Consider the following 17,536-nt stretch of genomic DNA (forward strand, 5'->3'; position numbering starts at 1 on the left):
TCTGCTCTCCTCAACAGAGGTCAGCTTTTGGGAAGCCCGAACTTCTGCGTGATCAATTCGCCCTCGTCGTTGAAAAAGAGGTAGTAGAGGTAATCTTTTTTGACACTCAGACCGGCCAGGTAGCGCAGTGCCAGGTTGGCCTGCAGCGAAGCGATATGCATGACGATCGGTGCCGCGATGCCGGCCGGGGTCTTCTGCGTGATCTTGAAGACCTCTTCGAATGAGGCCTCTTCAAAGAAACAGACCTGCCCGTTAAAGGCTTCGACCGAACCGTAGAGCCACGGGGTGTCGACCGATTTGGCATAGGCGTTGATCGCACCGCGTGTCGGCAGGTTGTCGGTCGCATCGATGATCAGGTCGACCTCGATCCCCATCTTGGCAAAGGTCTCGAAATCGCATTCGTGGGCGACCGCTTTGACATAAGGGCAGCGCTCTTCGATGATCCGCGCGTTGATACGGGCTTTGTTCTTCCCCTCGTCGCCGGTTTTGAATGCGATCTGGCGGTGGATGTTGTGCAGACTCACTTCGTCAAAATCGACCATATGGATCTCGCCGATGCCGGATGCGCCCAGAGCAAAGGCCAGAGAGCTGCCGAGGCCGCCGCTGCCGATAATGGCGATCTTTTTCTCCTGAAGAGAACGTTGGGTATCTTCGCCCCACAACTGCACCTGTCTATGGAAATATTTCAACATCGCTTTACACCTTTTTTGCAAGTGGATTAGTGTAGCATGTCTGCTCTAAAATTAGCAGCAATCCTACTCTTTTACTAAAGATTGGGACGCTTTTAAAAAGATTTTCCTTTTCATCGGTATAATACGGCTACCAACCAATAAAAGAGTCCCGACGTGAATAAAATATTAGAACTTGTTGATAAGTATATTGTGCCCTTTGTGTTCGCCAGGAACAACGAGCCCCTGCTTTTTCGCGAACTGCTCAAAGCCAACAAGATGTACGATGACGGTCTGAACCTCGAGGGGAAGATACCCGGCACCCGCGTCAGGATAGGTCGGAACATCCTTGTCTTTCTGGTCATCTGGCACGTCATCCTGCTGCCGCTGAGCGCCCTCTTTCACAGAGAGCTGGCCAAGATCGACTGCCATCTGCTCATCATCGCGGCGGTGATCTTCACCGGCTTCTTCTTCGGCACCTACTCCATCTTCAAGGCGTGGCTTGTTGACCGTGTCTCACTGAAGATCATCAAAGAGGCGTGGCATAACCACTATCCGCATTTTGCCTATGAGAAGCACCATCAACAGGTCTCCCGTCTCTACGGCAAAGCGCTTGACAAAGAGCTGCCTGCCAAAGAGATTCAGCTCTATATTCTCGACCATATGATCGAAGAGGAGTAATCTTCGATCTCAACTTTATATACGCATACTCACTTCCGCCAATAGATATTCTTTCTCTTTTTAGACTTTTTTAATTACTTCATATCGCTAGAGATGCTACTTTTTTCTTTGCGTGCACAAAGAAAAACCTAGCGGAAAAAAGAAAGTGCAATACCCTCCGGCCAGAAGTTACTGCTCAAACTTTGACTTTCATCTCTGACGCACAAAAAATACAGACTTCATTGATAATACAAAATCAAATGAGAGTCTGTTACTGCCCACAATGAGCCAAAGCCGAATTGAAAAGCGTCAGCTTTTAAATTAAAAATAGATGCGTCACCGCTTGGCTCTTTTTCGAAAAATCTGCAGAGCGAGCCGGAGGTATATTACTTCCGTTAAGAAAACGCATTGAACGTAGTGACCCATGCGTTTTTAGGATGGAATATATCGTAGGCTTGGTACCCGACAGCCTGTCGGGCTCGAAGCCGTTTCGAGAGCTTTTTTGCTTACTTTTTTTGCGGCGTAAAAAAGTAAGAGAGAAGTCAGGAATATTTGTTATTTCTAACAATTTCACAACATTGTTGCAAGTCTACCTTCTTCTTTTAATGCTTTTTAATAGTAGTAATGTCACTTTTTTCTTTTGCGTGCCCAAAAGAAGAAGTAACCAAAAAAGAAAAGGGCAAGAACCTGACGGATACCGTTACTGCTAGAACTTTTACTTGTCAACAAATGGCATTCCGTCACTTCTGCCGGAATTAATGCCATGACGCATATTGAAATACAACCATTACTGAAAATACAAAATTGGATAAAGGAAAGAGTGTAGGAGACAAAAGTCATTCGTTCCTACATCTTCGCCACAATACATCTAAGCTAAACAACTTCTTTTGAATGAGTTTTGATAGCTAGTATGTCACTTTTTTCTCTGCTCATCCAGAGAAAAACCTGACGGAAAAAAGAGAAGATGATACCCTCCGGCCAAAAGTCACTGCTAGAACTTTCACCTCTCTCCCGATGGCATTCCGTCACTTCTGCCGGAATTAATGTTCTGACGTGTAAAAAGCACAAACTTCAATGAAAAATTAAAATTGCGAGAAAGTCCATCACTCTGCACAAGAAGGCGAAGCCGCATTGTGAAAAGCGTCGGCTTTTAAAGTCAAATCAATGCGTCACCGTTTGGCTCTTTTCACAACATCTGCAGAGTGAGCTGGAACTCTATTTTACTCGTTAAGAAAATCACGCTGTCTGAGCTAGGGAGTGCCAAAGGCGTTAAAAAAAGGCAAATTTCTTTGCGTTTTTTAGCCGACGCGCCAAACCGTTATGCGAAGCATCGGTGCGGCAGTTTTTAGGAAGGAGCGAGTGTAAAGAAGGTACCCGACAGCGTGTCGGGCTGTGACCAAAGGAAATGCCCTCGGGTAAAGCCGATTCGAGAGCTTTTTTGCTTACTTTTTTTGCGGCGACACAGCGCTAAAGCGCCGCACAGGGCGGAACTTAAAGAGCTAAAGCTCTATGCAGGGTGACACTAAATGTCACATCGTAAAATTCCGCATCGTGAAAAAAGAAAGAGTATGATCGATAAAGCTCATGATCTTTGGCATCTCCGCCTCAATAAATCTGAGCAGCACAACTTCTTTTGAATATTTTTTGATAGCAGGGATGTCACTTTTCTTTCTTGCTAGCTCAAGAAAGAAACCTGACGGAAAAGAAAGAAGAGCTATACCCTTCGGCCAAAATTCACTGCCAAAACTTTCACCTTTCAACAGATGGCATTCCGTCACTTCTGCCGGAATTAATCTCCGGACGCATCACAACATCAACTTCTTTGACATTTTAAATTGTGTAAAAATTTTGATGTTCCGTACAATGAGGCGTAGCCGAATTGAAAAGCATCAGCTTTTAATTTCAAATCAATGCGTCACCGCTTAGCTCTTTTCGTGGCATCTGCAGCGTTGACTGTAAGGAGAGAAGGAGCGTTAAAAAAACGGCAATGTTTGACCGTAGGGAGTTTTGTCGTTTTTAGCGAGTGAAGGACTGAAAGGAAAGCAGTCGGCAGCTAGCCGACCGCGAAGCCGTCACGAGAGCTTTTTCGTTTCCTTTTTTGCGACGTAAAAAGGAAAGAGTATGGTTAATAAAAGTTAATTGTTCAACAAACTTCAAAGACACAATATAAGTCTTTACCCCTTAAATCCTAATACTCATCATCGTAATCATCCGGATCATCGAACCGGAAAGAAGCAGACTTCTTCGTTTTCTTAGGCTCGTGCACGCCCTCTATATCCCGGTTGGCGAGGTTCTCCAGAAGCACGGTGGCGTAGGAGCCTTTCGGCAGTGCGAAAGAGAGCTCATAGACGCTCTCTTTTTTGAGGTACTTCGACTTTATCTCCTTGGGGTAGACCCAGGCGACGCGGCGTTCGCCGGCCATCGTCACCTCGTCATCGTCATGACGTGCTTCGATCGCACCGGCCGCGCCGCGCGAGCGCCACACCTTGTTACCTACCAGCAGTCCCGTCGGTTGAAGCTTGCGCTCTTTGTAGGGCTTTTTAACCGACTGGAGGTCGGTGACATTGACCCATTTGCCACTTTGAACGTCGAGCATGATCTCGCCCGGAAGCACCTTGAAGATGGAGGACTGCCCCTGAAGCTGTTTGACCTCTTCGGTCGAAAGCCCCCACTTCTTCTCAAAGAGATCCAGGTCCATGTAGTCCAGATCGCGGCAGAGACGGACCCGTTCGTCCAGCCAGTCGTTGAAAAGGTAGGACTGGTAGGCATTGGTCATCAGCTTGTTCAGACGGCGGTCGCGGAAGACCTTGGAGCCGTGCGCCGCCTCTTTGGACTTCTCGAAGTGGTCTTCGTCCTGCCCGAAACGCTGGTACCCGAAGTAGTTCGGCATCCCCTGACGGACGATCTCCTGAAGCACCTCATCGAGCTTCTCGGCACTTTTCGGCGTCACGTCGTGAAGGCGGATCTTGAAGCGGTTCCCTTTGAGGTCACCGATGTTGAGCTTCTCTTTATGGAGGAACGAGTCGAGTATCTCTATCTGCGGGTGCTTGAACTTCGCAAAATACTTCTCATACGAGGCCGGCATCGAGATGTACTGCGTGGTCGTCGCGTACTTGTCCTTCAATCCCGCGTAGGAGATGTTGTGGAACTTAGTCTGCTCCTCCAGAACGGCGATCATCTCCATAGTGGACATGTCGGTCTTTTTGATGTGCAGATGCAGGTAATTGCCTCTTTTGCCCTCTTCGTAAAGGGGGATCTCATCGACGATGAAATCCTCGCGGGTCGGTTTAAAGCTGAATGTCACGGGATTATGGTTCTGTATGTATTTGCGTTTCATGGGCGTATTATATCTTTTATTTCCACTGTACTGTCTGCGATGAAAACATGAGGTTGTCAACCCTTTTTTCTTCCAATGATCATCTTTCAAATACCGGACAAAATGTACGGATATTGTCTAAATCGGCAAATATCCCTACACTTTGTCAAGATATTGGCCTTAAAACCAATATTTAGACATTAAAAATGATTATCTTATCAGTGAAAATATCAATTACAATATAGAAATATTGCATCTTGACAAATATTTTAAAATACAAGAACATATTTTTTGTTAGATATTGAGGAGATATCAGGTTAAAAGCTATACCATGTCAGATATTAAATAGTTATATAAAAAGGAGAAATCGTGAAATATACAGCTATGATTGCCCTATTAGCCATGATGCTATTTTCGGGATGTGCACGTTTGAACTCAATAGCACGTGATTTTAATGTTAATGATGGGAATGGCCAGCTCATTGATGCCAAGCAACGAGCTATTATTGTTGTTCAAAATGAGAGCAACAGAACAGTGGTATGTTCAGAGCCCAGTCCAGACGCATTATCTGCCTATGCCATGCAGTTGGCATTGGAAGGGAAAATTCCTGAACAAGCTGCATTAAAATTGGCTACATCGTCACAAGAAGGAACTTCCTTCATTGGGCTTCGTACACAAAGTATTCAGCTGCTTCGTGATGCAATGTATCGGAACTGTGAAGCATATGCGAACGGTGCACTTGATAAGGCACAATATGGTATTGCAGCTAGAAGATATCAGCGAAGTATGATCGCTTTATTAGCTATTGAACAATTAACTGGAACTGTACGAGTGCCACCAGTAACAATTACAACTGTAGGTACTACAGAAGTCGCAAAATCTATTAGCGAAATGCAAGCAGAAGTTGACACCATTCAAAAAGAAATTGATAAACTCACGGAAGAAATCAAACAGGTAGAAGATACAAATACTACTGGGAAGACTGACGATGAGATTAATATTCTAAAAACCAAACAAGCTGAGCTTGAAAACCAAAAATTTAGTAGAGAACTAAATAAGAAAGCCATAAATGAAGGTATGGCAAATGCGCGAGGTTTAATTACAACAGGTCAAACCAGTGCTATGGTTGTTGGGGATAGTATTATTCATAGAAGTGACGATCATATCAACGAAGTTGCCAGTACAGTTTATAAAATTTTTGAAAATATAAATGAGGCTGATGATTTCACACAAATATGTTTATCGTACTTGGCACATAACAAAAATATCAACAATTCTTTTGTACAAATTTGTACAAATCGTCTTCAAGAAGTCACTAATGCAGTTAAGATAAAAATACAAGCATCAGATGCTTTACTTAACGAAAATATTAGAATGCTTTCCGACCAGAATTGTACAAAACAAGAAAAGGCTAGGGAAAGTTTAGAACAGCTTTTAAATAACGATTTCCTAAACGATGTAGTAAGAATCAAAAAATAATATTACAAAACTGTGGAGCCTATCAAAAATCAGCGGGCGGCTTTTTGACTGCTCATTTTAAACGTTATCATGAAAGCAATATAATGAATAAACAACTAGCATCTTTATATGAAAAAACTTTGTTAAAAGTAAATTTTCATGGGATTGATGAAACTCATATTTCACCGCCTCTTCTTCTCAGTACTACAGCAAAATGGGTTAATTCCAATAAAAGGATTTTAGTCATTGGACAAGAAACTCTTGGTTGGGAATGGGGAAAAATTCGTAATCTTTCAGATTTTAAAGAGCTAAAAGCAATAAGTTCAATGATTGAAAATTACGAAAGATTTTCTTTTGGAGAGAATTATAGACATAAGTCAAGTCCATTTTGGAAAGCATTTAGGCTTGTTCGAACCTCTTTATCGGGATCAGAAAATACTGGCTTTGAGTCCAACGTTCTTTGGACAAACTTGTTCAGGTCTAGTTACGATGGAGGATCATTTTTAAAAAAAGCAAATTTAGCCATAGCTAATGAATTTATTACTAACACTAGTTCTGTATTAATACAAGAAATTGCGTTATTACAACCTACAGAAGTTATTTTTTTTACTGGTCCGAACTATGACAAGTATATAAAAAAAACATTTCAACAAGTTACATTTAAGCCACTAAACGAAAATACCCCCTTACGAGAACTTGCTAAAATTGAAATTCCATCATTCAATGCGTCATGCTATAGAACATATCATCCCAACTATTTGCAAAGAAGTAAAAAATTTGGGTATATTAATACAATTATCAATGATATCAAATGAGATAACAAATTAGAGGAGTCAATCAAGAATCCGCGAGCGATTTTTTGATTGCTCATTTTAAACGTTTTATATGCCTACACTCTTTTTATACGCTTTGAAACAGCGCTGTCAAATAAAACTGATATTATCAGCTTTAATACGTTCTAAATCCTCTTCATCCAATGTCTCATTGCTGTAGACAAAGCAGCAGGGTTTCTCTTTGATCTCTTTGTGGACTTCCCAAAACCTGGTCATATCACTTACTACATAGACCCTCTCGGCACGCAAAGATTTGAGGGGCAGGCCGATCAGGCCGTGCGACAATGTGATCGTAATCAGTTCCATCATTTCACTGTTAACCGTAATGGGACCGTTTCCTTTTAACAAGACGACTTTCGGGTAGTTTTTTATCTGCATAGAATTCCTTTTCTTTGGGTATACAAAAAACGTTCCTGTATAAAAACCGGGTGAAAGTCATAACGCATAAGGGGAACAAAACAAGCTCACTTTTTGACGGTCTGCGAAAACGGAGGAATCTCCGTTACGTGAAGGACAACGGACCGCCTGCTCGACTTTTTGTCTTCAATTTTGCTTCCCCCGTGAGGGAAAAGAGGATGCCATATAAGCAGATCGCCTTTGGACAACTCTATCTTCTCCTCTCTGAGACCCGCTGCTTCATATTTTTGCTTTAACGCATCCTGATATTTTCGCCACAGGACAGGGTCCTGTTCGGGGATCTCCTCAAAACGGCTGTAGAACCTGTGCGGCATCCTGTACTTGTCAGCAGCCACCCTGTGGCCACCTCTCACCCCTGTCAATGTCCCGTTCTCAAATGTCGCGTCTTCCAGTGCAAACCAGATCCTGAAATAGAAGTTGTCGGGCGAAACATTAAAAACAGGGATATCCCGGTGCAGTGCCTGCTGACTTCCCTGCAAAAAAGTGATACTGGTATAGAGTGACTTTCCGCGCCCGAACAGCAGCTCCCGGAGCCTGAGCGTCACCTCGTTTGAGAACAGCGCCTGTATGGCAGGCACCTCTTCATGCAGACCGATGAGTCTCGGGTAGGTTCCGTCCGGTTTTTTATTGGCCACCAATCCGGATATATTGTCGATCATCCATTCGTCTACCGCATTATCGATCTTGTCAATGACATCATCGCTGATGGCATTTTTGTAAAGGTAGCACCCCTCTTTTTTGAACTGTTCGACGATCTCTTTCTCTTTTTTTGAAAGATTCAGAAAACGGGCATGCTGTTTATAATTTTCATATTCGAACCAGAGTCTTCCTTTTGCTAAAGGGGCTATTCGCATCTTTTCCCTCTCCGCCGGTCGGCTTCCGTACTCACTCAACTCTTTGGCTTTCACATCTTCGCATACCAGCGGTGGTGTGCGGGTGCGATACTCTCAAATGAATACCACATATCCGAAGCTGATTCAAACTGCGAAGCGATTCCCGAATAGACCTCCCGGCAGAGGGCTTTGTCATCACTGTCTGCCTGTTGAACCGTCTCTTCCAAAACGACAATCGGGTTAAACGTACCCACGAAGTTTGCCTTGAACTCCATGGCACGGTGCAGCTCTTCGGTGACGAGCATGACGCCGTACTCCTGCATTCTCAACAGTGCCCGGGCAACCGCATGCTCTCTGTCTTGCATCAGGTCAAGGTTTAGACTGCAGACGAGGCTGTCTCTGCCGTTAAGACGGAACTGCACGACACATAGTGCGAAAGTCTGCCCGTGATAGGTGACATTCAACATGGCCGGCTTGAATTCGCAGCTCAGAGGTTCGTCCAGATCGGGTGCGAAATTTTGCGGCAGTTTCAGTGCAAAGAAGGGTGTATCCCGGTTGATACCAAGCGCATACGCCTGGTAATCTGCCATGAGATCGATACTTTTTTGTAAAGATTCCGACAATTCGGTATTTTTAGTGGCCATAACTGCTTCTTTTGGTCTGTTTGGGTCTTAGATACATATTGTGTTCCCGACGTTAAGGGCACAACCTCCGGCGTCTCTTCCACTGGTGCGCTTTAGGGCATTGGTACGTATATTGCATATCATTAAAAACGCGTTCAACCCCTCAAACAGGAGATGACCCATGCATGACAACGACCTGTGCTCCGAGGAAGAAGAACAGTGGGTCATCTGGAATGACGCCTACGGCATATGCGATACGGTGACGATCGCCCGGGTCGAAATCGGCTCCGACAGCAGAAAGGCCTGGCTGGATGAGCCCTACGACATGGTGGGGCCGTTCAGCCTCGACGAGCTCGAGAGAGGCGGCCGGATCAGCTTCGCTGCGTGTGTCGTCATGTCCCACCAACGATGGCAGGAGGATCAGGTGGCGTTGCGCCGGGCATCTCTCGAAAAACGCCGTGAAGCCCAGGGGCGGCTTTTCGAAGAGCTTGAGCGTGCCAACGGACGCCGCAGACGGCGCCCGAACCGTTTTCAGCAATGCAATGAGAAGCAGCATCGAGAGCTGCTGGAGCTGCCGGCCGACGGGACGCTTGAGCCGTCCAAGATCAAAGCCGCTTTTCGCCGGCTTGCCAAGAAGGTGCATCCCGACGTCGGCGGCAGCCATGACCATTTTGTTCAGATCACCGAAGCGCGTGACGCGCTGCTCGAGCTCGTTTCATAACCGTTCCCGCGTTCTACGTGCGAATGCAGGCAGCGCTTATGTCGATCAATAAAAGACAACAGAGCCGGGCCATTGTCTTAATCTACCAACGTCCGGTCACACCTTGACAAGATCCCTCCGCTGCTGCCGGTTGTTTCTCCGAATGACTGCCATTTACCGGATGCTTAACATAAACCAAAATATTTCAACTGTTTCCATCGTAAGGGGATATATGCGATATAGCCTGTCTTATAATGGTTATATACGCAGGTGGAAAAACACCTGCAGAGACGTGAAATGAAGAGAATAGAGCAATCTGAGGAGGGTTGATATGGCTGCTATTTTATTTGTCCGCTTAAAGTCGGAACTGGCATTCGAAGAGCTTGAACGTCGAATGGAGGACCGTCGTCCGCAATTTCTAGAGGTGCCCGGATTGGTGCAGAAGTTTTACGGCAGAGACAAGGCGACGGGTGCTGTCTGCGGCATCTATCTCTTTGAGACCCGGGCGGCGCTCGATGCATTTCGCGAGACCGAACTGGCGAAAACGATACCGAGCGCTTACGAAGCGACAGAGGTTCGCCCGGAAGTCTACGACCTGCTCACTTCCTTACGGCCGGAGCGCGGTCCGCTTGCAGAGTAGTTTAGTATGAAAACGAAAATAATGCGTCACGGTTTTATCCTCATGCTGCTGGCGTTACTATCGGGCATGTTCGTTTCGCAGATGGCCATACCCCGTTTGGGCCTGTCAGCGCATACGATCGGTGTTTTAAGCGGTGTGCTTCTAATAGCCGTGGGCGCTGTTTTTCAGGAGTTCTCGCTGACGACCGGACAGACAAAGACGATGTACTGGGCCTGGTTGATATCGAGTTACCTGAATTGGCTTGCCTGCCTTGCCGGTGCGATTCTCGGTACAGGCATGGCAACGCCGCTTGCCTCGAACGGGTTGGAAGGCAATGCGTTCAACGAATTCGTCGTCACCGCTATGCTGGTCGTGGTTGTCATAACATCATTCGCAGCGGTGGGATTGTCTATTTGGGGTTTACGCTCTAAAGCAAATGCCTGACAGAAGCAGCAACGCTACTGGCGCTTGTTCAGCGCCTCTTTAAAGCCCCAGCTCCGTCTGGCTTCGACGACCCTCTTGTGATCGATCTCCGTGATCATCAGCTCTTCGCTGTCACCGAGGTGCTCTTCGATCTCGCCGTAGGGGTTGGCAAGCACCGAGTCGCCGTAGAAGTGCCAGGTGTAGCCCTCCTCTTTGTAGTCGCCGATGCGGTTGGCCCGGAGGACGTAGCAGTTGTGGGTAAAAGCGCGCATCTTGATGATCTCTTTCCACCGTTCGTGCGATTCGAAGGTCGAGATGGTCGGCAGCAGCACGCAGTCGACGTTCTTCATCGACGTGTAGTACCAGAGGTCGTCGAAGTGGAGTTCAAAACCGCCCATGATCATAAACCTCACGCCGTCAAGACTGAAACTCATCGGCGCTTTGATCCCCTCTATCGGGTTGGCAAAGTACTTCTCTTCGTTCCAGTGGCTGTAGTTGATAAGGAACTGCTGGTGATAGTAGCTGGTCGAGTTCGGCGAGATCTTGGCGACCACCTTGTAGGGCTCTTTTTTCTTGACGATAATGATGGGCGCGACGATGACCATGTTGTGCGTCTGCGCCATCTCTTTTAAGACGGCAAGGTGGTGTTCGCTCTGCTCTTTGATCATCGAGATCGGTGTGGATTCGAGCTCCTTGAAAAAGGAGTTGAGCATATACTCGCCCAGAAGCAGCAGTTTCACCCCTTTCTTATGCGCGATGCGGATAAAGTGGTAAAGCTTGGTCGAGCTCATGCCGATGGATTGAAGTTGTAGGACAGCGACTTTCATTGGCATGCTCTCTCTTTGACCCTACTGTTTGGTCCGGATCTGTTCGATCTGTAGCTGCGCATTTTCCAACATCTTCTGCGCTTGCTGAAGCTCTTTCATCCCCTCTTCGTAAGCTTTTACGCTCTCATTCAGGGTGATCTCAGGGTTCATCAGCTTCTCAAGGATCGCTTTGGCCTTTTCCAGTCTTATCTCAAAATCTTCTGCGGTTTTTTCACTCATGTAGCGCCTTTCTCACATAATCCTCAAATTTGTCCAGCTCAACCAAAAAGGCGTCATGCCCGTAGTTGCTGTCGACTTCAAAATAGTCGCTTTTTACTCTTTGGTTGCCGGCAAGTATATCAGCGATCACCTTCATCTCGTCGCTTAAGAAGAGCATGTCATTTTTAAAGCTTAGCAGATAGGTCTCCGACTGTATCAGCGAAAGCGCCTCTTCAAGCGAATCGAACCCCCGTGAGAGATCGTAGATATTGATCGCTTTGGTGATGTAGAGGTACGAAAGCGGATCAAACCATTTGGTAAAGTTGTGGCCGTTGTACTCCAGGTAGGATTCCACCTGGAAGCGGCCGAAGAGCTCGTAAAGGCCGTCCGTCAGTTTGTACTCACGTCCGAACTTCTCCTGCATCGAGTGGTGGGAGAGGAAGCTGATATGCCCCGCCATACGCCCGACGGCCATACCGCGCAGCCCGTTCTCTTTCAGATCTTTCGGATCATAATAACCGTTTTTAAAATCCCTGTCGGACAATATCGACTCTTGGGCCACCTTGTTGAAAGCGATTGCCCAGGGCTGGGTCGCATAGGTGGCTGCCATCGAGATCACTTTCGTCGCAAACTTCGGAAAGTGCACGGCGAACTGCAGTGCCTGCATACCGCCCATCGACCCGCCGATAATAGCGTGGACATGGTGGATCTCCAGACGGTCAAAGAGAATGCGCTGCGCCTTCACCATATCTTTGATCGTCACAACAGGAAATTTATAGCGGTAAGGCTCCTGATGGGGGTACATCGTCGACATCGGCCCGGTCGAACCGAAACAGCTGCCGACCACATTGGTACAGATTACAAAGTACTCATCCGTGTCGATCGCCTTGCCCGGCCCGATGAAGCCGTCCCACCAGCCCGGTTTATGTTCGCCTTCATAGTAACCGGCGGCATGATGCGACCCCGTCAAGGCATGGCAGACCACGATAATATTGGACTTATCCTCGTTCATCTTGCCGTAGGTCTCGTAGATGATATCGTACGGCTCAAGGATACGCCCGCTCTCAAGATAGAGCGGATTGGTAAAGTGCTCGGTGTGCGTCTCCAGATGCAGGAGAGCTTGACTTTTTACTGCTTCGATGACTACGCCTCTAGTGCCTGGGACAGGTCTGCAATAAGGTCGTTGACATTTTCCAGACCTGCACTCAGACGTATCAACCCTGCCGGTACACCGCAGGCTGCAAGTTCGGCATCCGACAGCTGCTGGTGCGTGGTCGATGCCGGGTGGGTGATGATCGACTTCGAATCACCGATATTGACCACCAGTGAAAAGATCTTGGTCGCATCGACAATGGCTTTTGCCTGGTCAAAACCGGCCACCTCAAAACTGAGCAGTCCGCTCGCCTGGCCGTTCTCAAAATAGCGCTGCGCATTGGCATAGTTGCTGTTTGACGGCAGCCCCGGGTAGTTGACTTTGGCCACCTTAGGATGTTTCTCCAGAAACTGCGCCAGCATCAAGGCGTTGTGCGAATGCTCTTTCATACGCAGAGCGAGTGTCTCAAGACCCTGAATAAAAAGCCATGAGTTAAACGGTGAGCTCACCGCGCCCAGGTCGCGCAGCAGCGAAAGACGTGCGCGAAGGGTGTAAACAGGCAACGGCACATCCACATAGACCAGCCCGTGGTACGATGTATCGGGTTCGTTGAAGTGCGGATAACGGGCATTGCCCCTGATCTTCTCGACAAGGTCTTTACGCTCGACCATGATCCCGCCGATGGCAAGCCCCTGGCCCGTCGTATATTTACTTGCACTGTGCACGACAACGTCCACACCGTGCTCAAACGGACGGCAGAGTGCCGGCGTCGCTACGGTGTTGTCAACCACGGTCAGGACATTGTGTCTGTCCGCGATCTCGGTGATCGCAGCGATATTGGCGACATCGATGCTCGGATTGGTCAGGGTCTCAAAAAAGATCACTTTCGTCTTGTCGTCGATCAGCTTTTCGGCATCCTGCGGGCTCTGGACATCAAAATAGCGTGCCTCGATCCCGAAACGTTTCAGCGTATGCGAGAAGAGCGTCAGCGAACCGCCGTAAAGCTGGGAAGCACAGACAATGTTATCGCCCGCTTCGGCGGCATTGGCAATGGCATAGAAGATCGCCGACATCCCGCTGGAGGTCGCAATGGCAGCCTCGCCGCCTTCCAGCTGGGCAAAACGTTTTTCAAAGACATCCGTTGTCGGGTTGTTCAGACGGGTATAGATGTTGCCGAGCTCTTTGAGCGCGAAGAGGTTGGCTGCATGTTCAACATCACGAAACTCATACGCCGTGGACATGTAGATCGGTACCGCCATGGTTGATTGGTTGTCTTTATCGTAACCGGCATGAAGCGCTTCTGTTTGAAAATGCATCTCTATCCTTTATTTGTAAATGACAACCGTCTCAGCCAGCAGATCGTGCAGAGCCCGCTTGTCTTTTCTCAGCCCGACCATCAGGAACCCTGCCCCCAACGGAATGGCTGAAATAATATAGCCAATATAGCGAATAATCGCTTGCTTGTTATTAATATCGTCGCAACTGGCAGCATCAACCACGTGAATACCGAGCAGTTTTTTGCCCGGTGTCGCGCCCGCCCAGCGTTTCCAGAAAACGATGGTCACGCCGGCGACCAACAGTTCAAACAGCGACTCCCACTTCATACTTGCTTTTGGCATCGTCTGCAGTGCATCGGCAGGCGCACTGCTCTGTGCCAGTGCAATACTTTGGGAAAGTTGTGAAAAGTCCAGCCAGGCACCGCCGCTGAGCAGATAGACGATCAGACCTATCGGAACGATCAATACAAGAGTATCGATCCAGCTTGCCAGGAACCGAACCCAGAACCCGGCGTAACGGATGTTTACTGTTGGATGCTGGATGTTATTTGATTCTTTTTTCATCACACCCGGTTCTATTAAACAGTGCCATTATTATAATGACAGGCTTTTTAAAAAAGCAAGCCTTCATTCAACATCCATCATTGAAAATTCATTATTTTATCGCGTTTAGCCAGTGGCTAAACGTGGTAGTTCGGCGCCTCGGCTGTGATCTGAACGTCATGGACATGCGACTCTTTCAGACCGGCAGAAGTGATCTCGACGAACTCTGCTTTTTCCCAGAACGTCACAATGTCTTTTGAACCGCAGTATCCCATAGATGCGCGCAGACCGCCCATCATCTGGTGCACGATACCGGCAATCGATCCGCGGAACGGTACACGCCCTTCGATCCCTTCCGGTACCAGCTTGTCAGCAGCCGTACCTTCCTGGAAATAACGGTCGTGTGAGCCTTTCTGCATCGCCCCGATACTTCCCATACCGCGGTACGATTTGTACTGGCGTCCCTGGAAGTTGATCAGGTCGCCCGGCGACTCTTCGGTACCGGCAAGCAGAGAACCCGCCATAATAGAGCTTGCGCCCACGGCCAGGGCTTTCGCGATCTCGCCGGAGTATTTGATACCCCCGTCTGCAATAATAGGCACGCCAAGTTTACGCCCGACAGCGGCACACTCATCGATAGCAGAGATCTGCGGCACACCCACACCGGCAACAATACGCGTCGTACAGATCGAACCCGGTCCGATACCAACTTTAACGGCGTCTGCACCCGCTTCGGCAAGCGCTTCGACCGCTTCGCCCGTAGCAACGTTTCCGGCAATGATATCAACATCCAACTCCGCTTTGATCGCTTTGACCGTATCGATGATCCCTTTGGAATGACCGTGTGCCGAGTCCAGAACCAGCACGTCAACACCCGCTTCGACAAGTGCTTTTGCACGGTCCATCTGACCGACGCCGATCGCAGCACCGACACGAAGACGGCCCAGCTCATCTTTGTTCGCATTAGGGTGTTCGATACGTTTTTTGATATCTTTGATCGTATAGAGTCCCTGAAGTCTCCCCTCATCGTCAATAACCGGAAGTTTTTCGATCTTGTTTTTGTGCATGATATCGGCGGCATCATCAAGTGACATCCCTTTGGTACCGGTCACCAACGGCATTTTGGTCATGACATCACCGCTTTTTTTGCCATAGTCTTTCTCGAAACGCATGTCACGGTTTGTCAGGATACCCAGCAGCTTGTTGTCTTCATCCACGACGGGAACGCCGCTGATACGGTATTCACCCATCTTGATATCGGCCTCTCTCAATGTCGCATCGGGATTGACAGATACAGGGTCGATGATCATCCCGCTCTCTGACTTTTTCACCTGTCTTACCTGCTTGGCCTGTGTCGCGATATCCATGTTTTTATGGATGATACCGATACCGCCGAGACGGGCCATTGCGATCGCGGCACGGTACTCAGTCACGGTATCCATTGCCGCAGAGACCATCGGGATATTAAGCTTGATATTGCGTGTCAGCATTGTCTCAAGGTTGACCTCTTTGGGAAGGACCTCTGAGTATTTTGGGATGAGAAGAACGTCTTCGAAGGTAAGTGCGCGTTTACGAATATTCATTTTGTTTTCCTTGGTTTATGAATTTAATTGTTTTTCTAGACTGAGCGCACCGTCAAAGAGTGTCTGCTCATCATAGGCATTGGCGATCAGCTGGAGACCGACCGGCATGCCGTTTTCTGCTTTGTCCACCGGAAGAGAGATCGCCGGCAGACCGGCAAGGTTGACCGAGATCGTATAGATATCGCTCAGGTACATCTCAAGAGGGTCTTCCAAAGCACCGACTTCGTACGCTGTACGCGGCGCGACAGGGCTCAAGATCAAATCGACTTCGGCAAACAGTTTTGCGTATTCTTCTTTGATCAGGTGACGCACTTTTTGCGCTTTGACATAGTAGGCATCATAGTAGCCGCTTGAGAGAACAAAGTTCCCCAGCAGGATACGGCGTTTGACCTCGTCACCGAACCCTTCGGAACGGGTTTTGACAAAAAGGTCATTCAGGTTTTCACCCTCTTTGCGGTTACCGTAACGGATACCGTCATAACGTGCCAGGTTTGTTGTCGCCTCAGCCGTTGCCGTAATATAGTAAGCCGAGATGTCGTACTTGCCGTCCATCAGACTCTTCTCAACAACAGTATGGCCCGCTACTTTCAGTGCTTCGACCGCTTTGGCATACCCTTGTTTGATCTCATCGCTGGCGTCTTTGACATGATCGGGAATGATCGCGATCGTCAGCTTGCGCTCAGGATCAAGTTTGTCAGAGACTTTATCATCGCTCTGATAACTTGTCGAGTCCTTGACGTCATGACCGCTGATGATGTCGTAGAGAATCGCCGCATCTTCAACGTTCTGGGTCATCGGTCCGATCTGGTCAAGCGAGCTTGCATACGCGCCCAGACCGTAACGGCTGACACGGCCATAGGTCGGTTTCATGCCGACAATACCGCAGAATGCCGCCGGCTGACGGATCGAGCCGCCGGTGTCGGAACCGAGTGCCGCGATCGCAAGTCCCGCACCGACAGCTGCCGCCGATCCGCCTGACGAGCCGCCCGGTACGCAGTTGGGGTTATGCGGATTCTGCGTGATCCCGTAGCATGAGCTCTCCGTCGTCGATCCCATCGCAAACTCATCCATGTTGGTCCGGCCGAACGGTGAGATACCTGCATCAAGAAGCTTGTTGATCACGGTCGCGTTGTACGGTGCGATGTATCCCTGCAGGATCTTGGAACCGGATGTTACCGACCACTCTTTGACCTGAATATTGTCTTTGATCGCGATCGGTACACCGTCGCCGACATTATTGACATCAATGTAAGCATTGAGCTCCGGATTTGCTTCGATCTTCTTTTTAAGATCCTCTTTAAATGCTGCCAACTCCTCTTTTGATAGGGAAAGGGCTTCTTTAAGCGTAATCACACATTATCCTTTTTTTTTAGCTTTTTTTACAGCATAGACACCCGCCAGAGAGAGTGCCAAAATAATCACAATAGTCACGACGACCGTTGTCGCACTGACAGGCTGGGTCATA

The 17,536-nt window shown here is 48.1% G+C and carries 19 protein-coding genes; 6 read left to right on the top strand and 13 right to left on the bottom strand.

Annotated elements, in window-relative coordinates; translation table 11 throughout:
• Positions 1–20: 20 nt before the first annotated feature.
• Positions 21–692, bottom strand: a complete 672-nt coding sequence (locus tag WCY20_RS09250; RefSeq protein ID WP_345974588.1) for a ThiF family adenylyltransferase — start codon at positions 690–692, stop codon at positions 21–23.
• Between the two features lie 153 nt (positions 693–845).
• Between WCY20_RS09250 and WCY20_RS09255 the strand changes: the two genes are divergently transcribed.
• Positions 846–1,349: a hypothetical protein gene (locus WCY20_RS09255; RefSeq protein WP_345974590.1), complete on the top strand. Its 504-nt coding sequence runs from the start codon at positions 846–848 to the stop codon at positions 1,347–1,349.
• Positions 1,350–2,857: 1,508 nt separating this feature from the next.
• Here the strand turns inward: WCY20_RS09255 and WCY20_RS09260 are convergent.
• Positions 2,858–3,088, bottom strand: a complete 231-nt coding sequence (locus WCY20_RS09260; RefSeq protein WP_345974592.1) for a hypothetical protein — start codon at positions 3,086–3,088, stop codon at positions 2,858–2,860.
• A 428-nt stretch (positions 3,089–3,516) separates the two neighbouring features.
• On the bottom strand, positions 3,517–4,665 hold the full coding sequence (locus WCY20_RS09265) for a tRNA pseudouridine(13) synthase TruD (protein ID WP_345974594.1): 1,149 nt from the start codon (positions 4,663–4,665) through the stop codon (positions 3,517–3,519).
• Positions 4,666–5,013: 348 nt separating this feature from the next.
• On the opposite strand from WCY20_RS09265, the gene WCY20_RS09270 reads away from it, so the two are divergent.
• Together WCY20_RS09270 and WCY20_RS09275 are read left to right on the top strand one after the other, a co-directional pair.
• Positions 5,014–6,123 carry a hypothetical protein gene (locus WCY20_RS09270; protein ID WP_345974596.1) on the top strand — a complete coding sequence of 370 codons (1,110 nt, stop codon included), beginning with the start codon at positions 5,014–5,016 and terminating at the stop codon, positions 6,121–6,123.
• Between the two features lie 83 nt (positions 6,124–6,206).
• On the top strand, positions 6,207–6,917 hold the full coding sequence (locus WCY20_RS09275; protein ID WP_345974598.1) for a hypothetical protein: 711 nt from the start codon (positions 6,207–6,209) through the stop codon (positions 6,915–6,917).
• Between the two features lie 108 nt (positions 6,918–7,025).
• Here WCY20_RS09275 and WCY20_RS09280 read toward each other — a convergent pair whose 3' ends face one another.
• The 3 genes from WCY20_RS09280 to WCY20_RS09290 form a co-directional block, all read right to left on the bottom strand.
• Entirely contained in the window at positions 7,026–7,313 is a 288-nt protein-coding gene (locus tag WCY20_RS09280; RefSeq protein ID WP_345974599.1) for a hypothetical protein, read from the bottom strand.
• Positions 7,314–7,399: 86 nt separating this feature from the next.
• Positions 7,400–8,206: a phytanoyl-CoA dioxygenase family protein gene (locus tag WCY20_RS09285; protein WP_345974601.1), complete on the bottom strand. Its 807-nt coding sequence runs from the start codon at positions 8,204–8,206 to the stop codon at positions 7,400–7,402.
• 50 nt (positions 8,207–8,256) lie between these two features.
• Complete coding sequence (locus WCY20_RS09290) at positions 8,257–8,829, bottom strand: hypothetical protein (protein WP_345974602.1); 573 nt, start codon at positions 8,827–8,829, stop codon at positions 8,257–8,259.
• Between the two features lie 160 nt (positions 8,830–8,989).
• Between WCY20_RS09290 and WCY20_RS09295 the strand changes: the two genes are divergently transcribed.
• The 3 genes from WCY20_RS09295 (at position 8,990) to WCY20_RS09305 (ending at position 10,571) form a co-directional block, all read left to right on the top strand.
• Positions 8,990–9,529, top strand: a complete 540-nt coding sequence (locus WCY20_RS09295; protein WP_345974604.1) for a J domain-containing protein — start codon at positions 8,990–8,992, stop codon at positions 9,527–9,529.
• A gap of 310 nt (positions 9,530–9,839) precedes the next feature.
• Positions 9,840–10,148 (top strand): YdhR family protein, encoded by a 309-nt coding sequence (locus WCY20_RS09300; RefSeq protein ID WP_345974606.1) that lies wholly within the window; start codon positions 9,840–9,842, stop codon positions 10,146–10,148.
• Positions 10,149–10,154: 6 nt separating this feature from the next.
• On the top strand, positions 10,155–10,571 hold the full coding sequence (locus tag WCY20_RS09305) for a hypothetical protein (RefSeq protein ID WP_345974607.1): 417 nt from the start codon (positions 10,155–10,157) through the stop codon (positions 10,569–10,571).
• Positions 10,572–10,585: 14 nt separating this feature from the next.
• On the opposite strand, the gene WCY20_RS09310 is transcribed toward WCY20_RS09305, so the two are convergent.
• The 7 genes from WCY20_RS09310 to gatA all read right to left on the bottom strand — a co-directional run bounded on the left by WCY20_RS09310 (position 10,586) and on the right by gatA (position 17,424).
• Entirely contained in the window at positions 10,586–11,383 is a 798-nt protein-coding gene (locus tag WCY20_RS09310; protein WP_345974608.1) for a carbon-nitrogen hydrolase family protein, read from the bottom strand.
• 15 nt (positions 11,384–11,398) lie between these two features.
• Positions 11,399–11,596 (bottom strand): exodeoxyribonuclease VII small subunit, encoded by a 198-nt coding sequence (xseB, locus tag WCY20_RS09315; RefSeq protein ID WP_345974609.1) that lies wholly within the window; start codon positions 11,594–11,596, stop codon positions 11,399–11,401.
• Positions 11,589–12,689 (bottom strand): homoserine O-acetyltransferase, encoded by a 1,101-nt coding sequence (locus tag WCY20_RS09320; protein ID WP_345978245.1) that lies wholly within the window; start codon positions 12,687–12,689, stop codon positions 11,589–11,591. Before WCY20_RS09320 ends, xseB begins: the two co-directional genes overlap by 8 nt.
• Before the next feature lie 29 nt (positions 12,690–12,718).
• Positions 12,719–13,984, bottom strand: a complete 1,266-nt coding sequence (locus tag WCY20_RS09325) for an O-acetylhomoserine aminocarboxypropyltransferase/cysteine synthase family protein (protein ID WP_345974610.1) — start codon at positions 13,982–13,984, stop codon at positions 12,719–12,721.
• Between the two features lie 9 nt (positions 13,985–13,993).
• Positions 13,994–14,509, bottom strand: coding sequence for an RDD family protein (locus tag WCY20_RS09330; protein WP_345978246.1), 516 nt, complete (start codon positions 14,507–14,509; stop codon positions 13,994–13,996).
• A gap of 116 nt (positions 14,510–14,625) precedes the next feature.
• Entirely contained in the window at positions 14,626–16,071 is a 1,446-nt protein-coding gene (gene guaB / locus WCY20_RS09335; protein WP_345974611.1) for an IMP dehydrogenase, read from the bottom strand.
• Positions 16,072–16,086: 15 nt separating this feature from the next.
• Positions 16,087–17,424: an Asp-tRNA(Asn)/Glu-tRNA(Gln) amidotransferase subunit GatA gene (gene gatA, locus WCY20_RS09340; RefSeq protein ID WP_345974612.1), complete on the bottom strand. Its 1,338-nt coding sequence runs from the start codon at positions 17,422–17,424 to the stop codon at positions 16,087–16,089.
• Positions 17,425–17,536 lie beyond the last annotated feature (112 nt).

Origin of the sequence: Sulfurimonas sp. HSL3-7 (genome assembly GCF_039645985.1) — a bacterium.
Classification (GTDB): Bacteria; Campylobacterota; Campylobacteria; order Campylobacterales; family Sulfurimonadaceae; genus Sulfonitrofixus; species Sulfonitrofixus jiaomeiensis.

What these genes read in the sequence shown, in the direction of transcription:
- WCY20_RS09250 (WP_345974588.1), bottom strand. Translation starts at nt 692, where the DNA reads ATGTTGAAATATTTCCATAGACAGGTGCAGTTGTGGGGCGAAGATACC.
- WCY20_RS09265 (WP_345974594.1), bottom strand. Translation starts at nt 4,665, where the DNA reads ATGAAACGCAAATACATACAGAACCATAATCCCGTGACATTCAGCTTT.
- WCY20_RS09275 (WP_345974598.1), top strand. Translation starts at nt 6,207, where the DNA reads ATGAATAAACAACTAGCATCTTTATATGAAAAAACTTTGTTAAAAGTA.
- WCY20_RS09280 (WP_345974599.1), bottom strand. Translation starts at nt 7,313, where the DNA reads ATGCAGATAAAAAACTACCCGAAAGTCGTCTTGTTAAAAGGAAACGGT.
- WCY20_RS09285 (WP_345974601.1), bottom strand. Translation starts at nt 8,206, where the DNA reads ATGCGAATAGCCCCTTTAGCAAAAGGAAGACTCTGGTTCGAATATGAA.
- WCY20_RS09290 (WP_345974602.1), bottom strand. Translation starts at nt 8,829, where the DNA reads ATGGCCACTAAAAATACCGAATTGTCGGAATCTTTACAAAAAAGTATC.
- WCY20_RS09295 (WP_345974604.1), top strand. Translation starts at nt 8,990, where the DNA reads ATGCATGACAACGACCTGTGCTCCGAGGAAGAAGAACAGTGGGTCATC.
- WCY20_RS09300 (WP_345974606.1), top strand. Translation starts at nt 9,840, where the DNA reads ATGGCTGCTATTTTATTTGTCCGCTTAAAGTCGGAACTGGCATTCGAA.
- WCY20_RS09305 (WP_345974607.1), top strand. Translation starts at nt 10,155, where the DNA reads ATGAAAACGAAAATAATGCGTCACGGTTTTATCCTCATGCTGCTGGCG.
- WCY20_RS09310 (WP_345974608.1), bottom strand. Translation starts at nt 11,383, where the DNA reads ATGCCAATGAAAGTCGCTGTCCTACAACTTCAATCCATCGGCATGAGC.
- xseB (WP_345974609.1), bottom strand. Translation starts at nt 11,596, where the DNA reads ATGAGTGAAAAAACCGCAGAAGATTTTGAGATAAGACTGGAAAAGGCC.
- WCY20_RS09325 (WP_345974610.1), bottom strand. Translation starts at nt 13,984, where the DNA reads ATGCATTTTCAAACAGAAGCGCTTCATGCCGGTTACGATAAAGACAAC.
- WCY20_RS09330 (WP_345978246.1), bottom strand. Translation starts at nt 14,509, where the DNA reads ATGAAAAAAGAATCAAATAACATCCAGCATCCAACAGTAAACATCCGT.
- guaB (WP_345974611.1), bottom strand. Translation starts at nt 16,071, where the DNA reads ATGAATATTCGTAAACGCGCACTTACCTTCGAAGACGTTCTTCTCATC.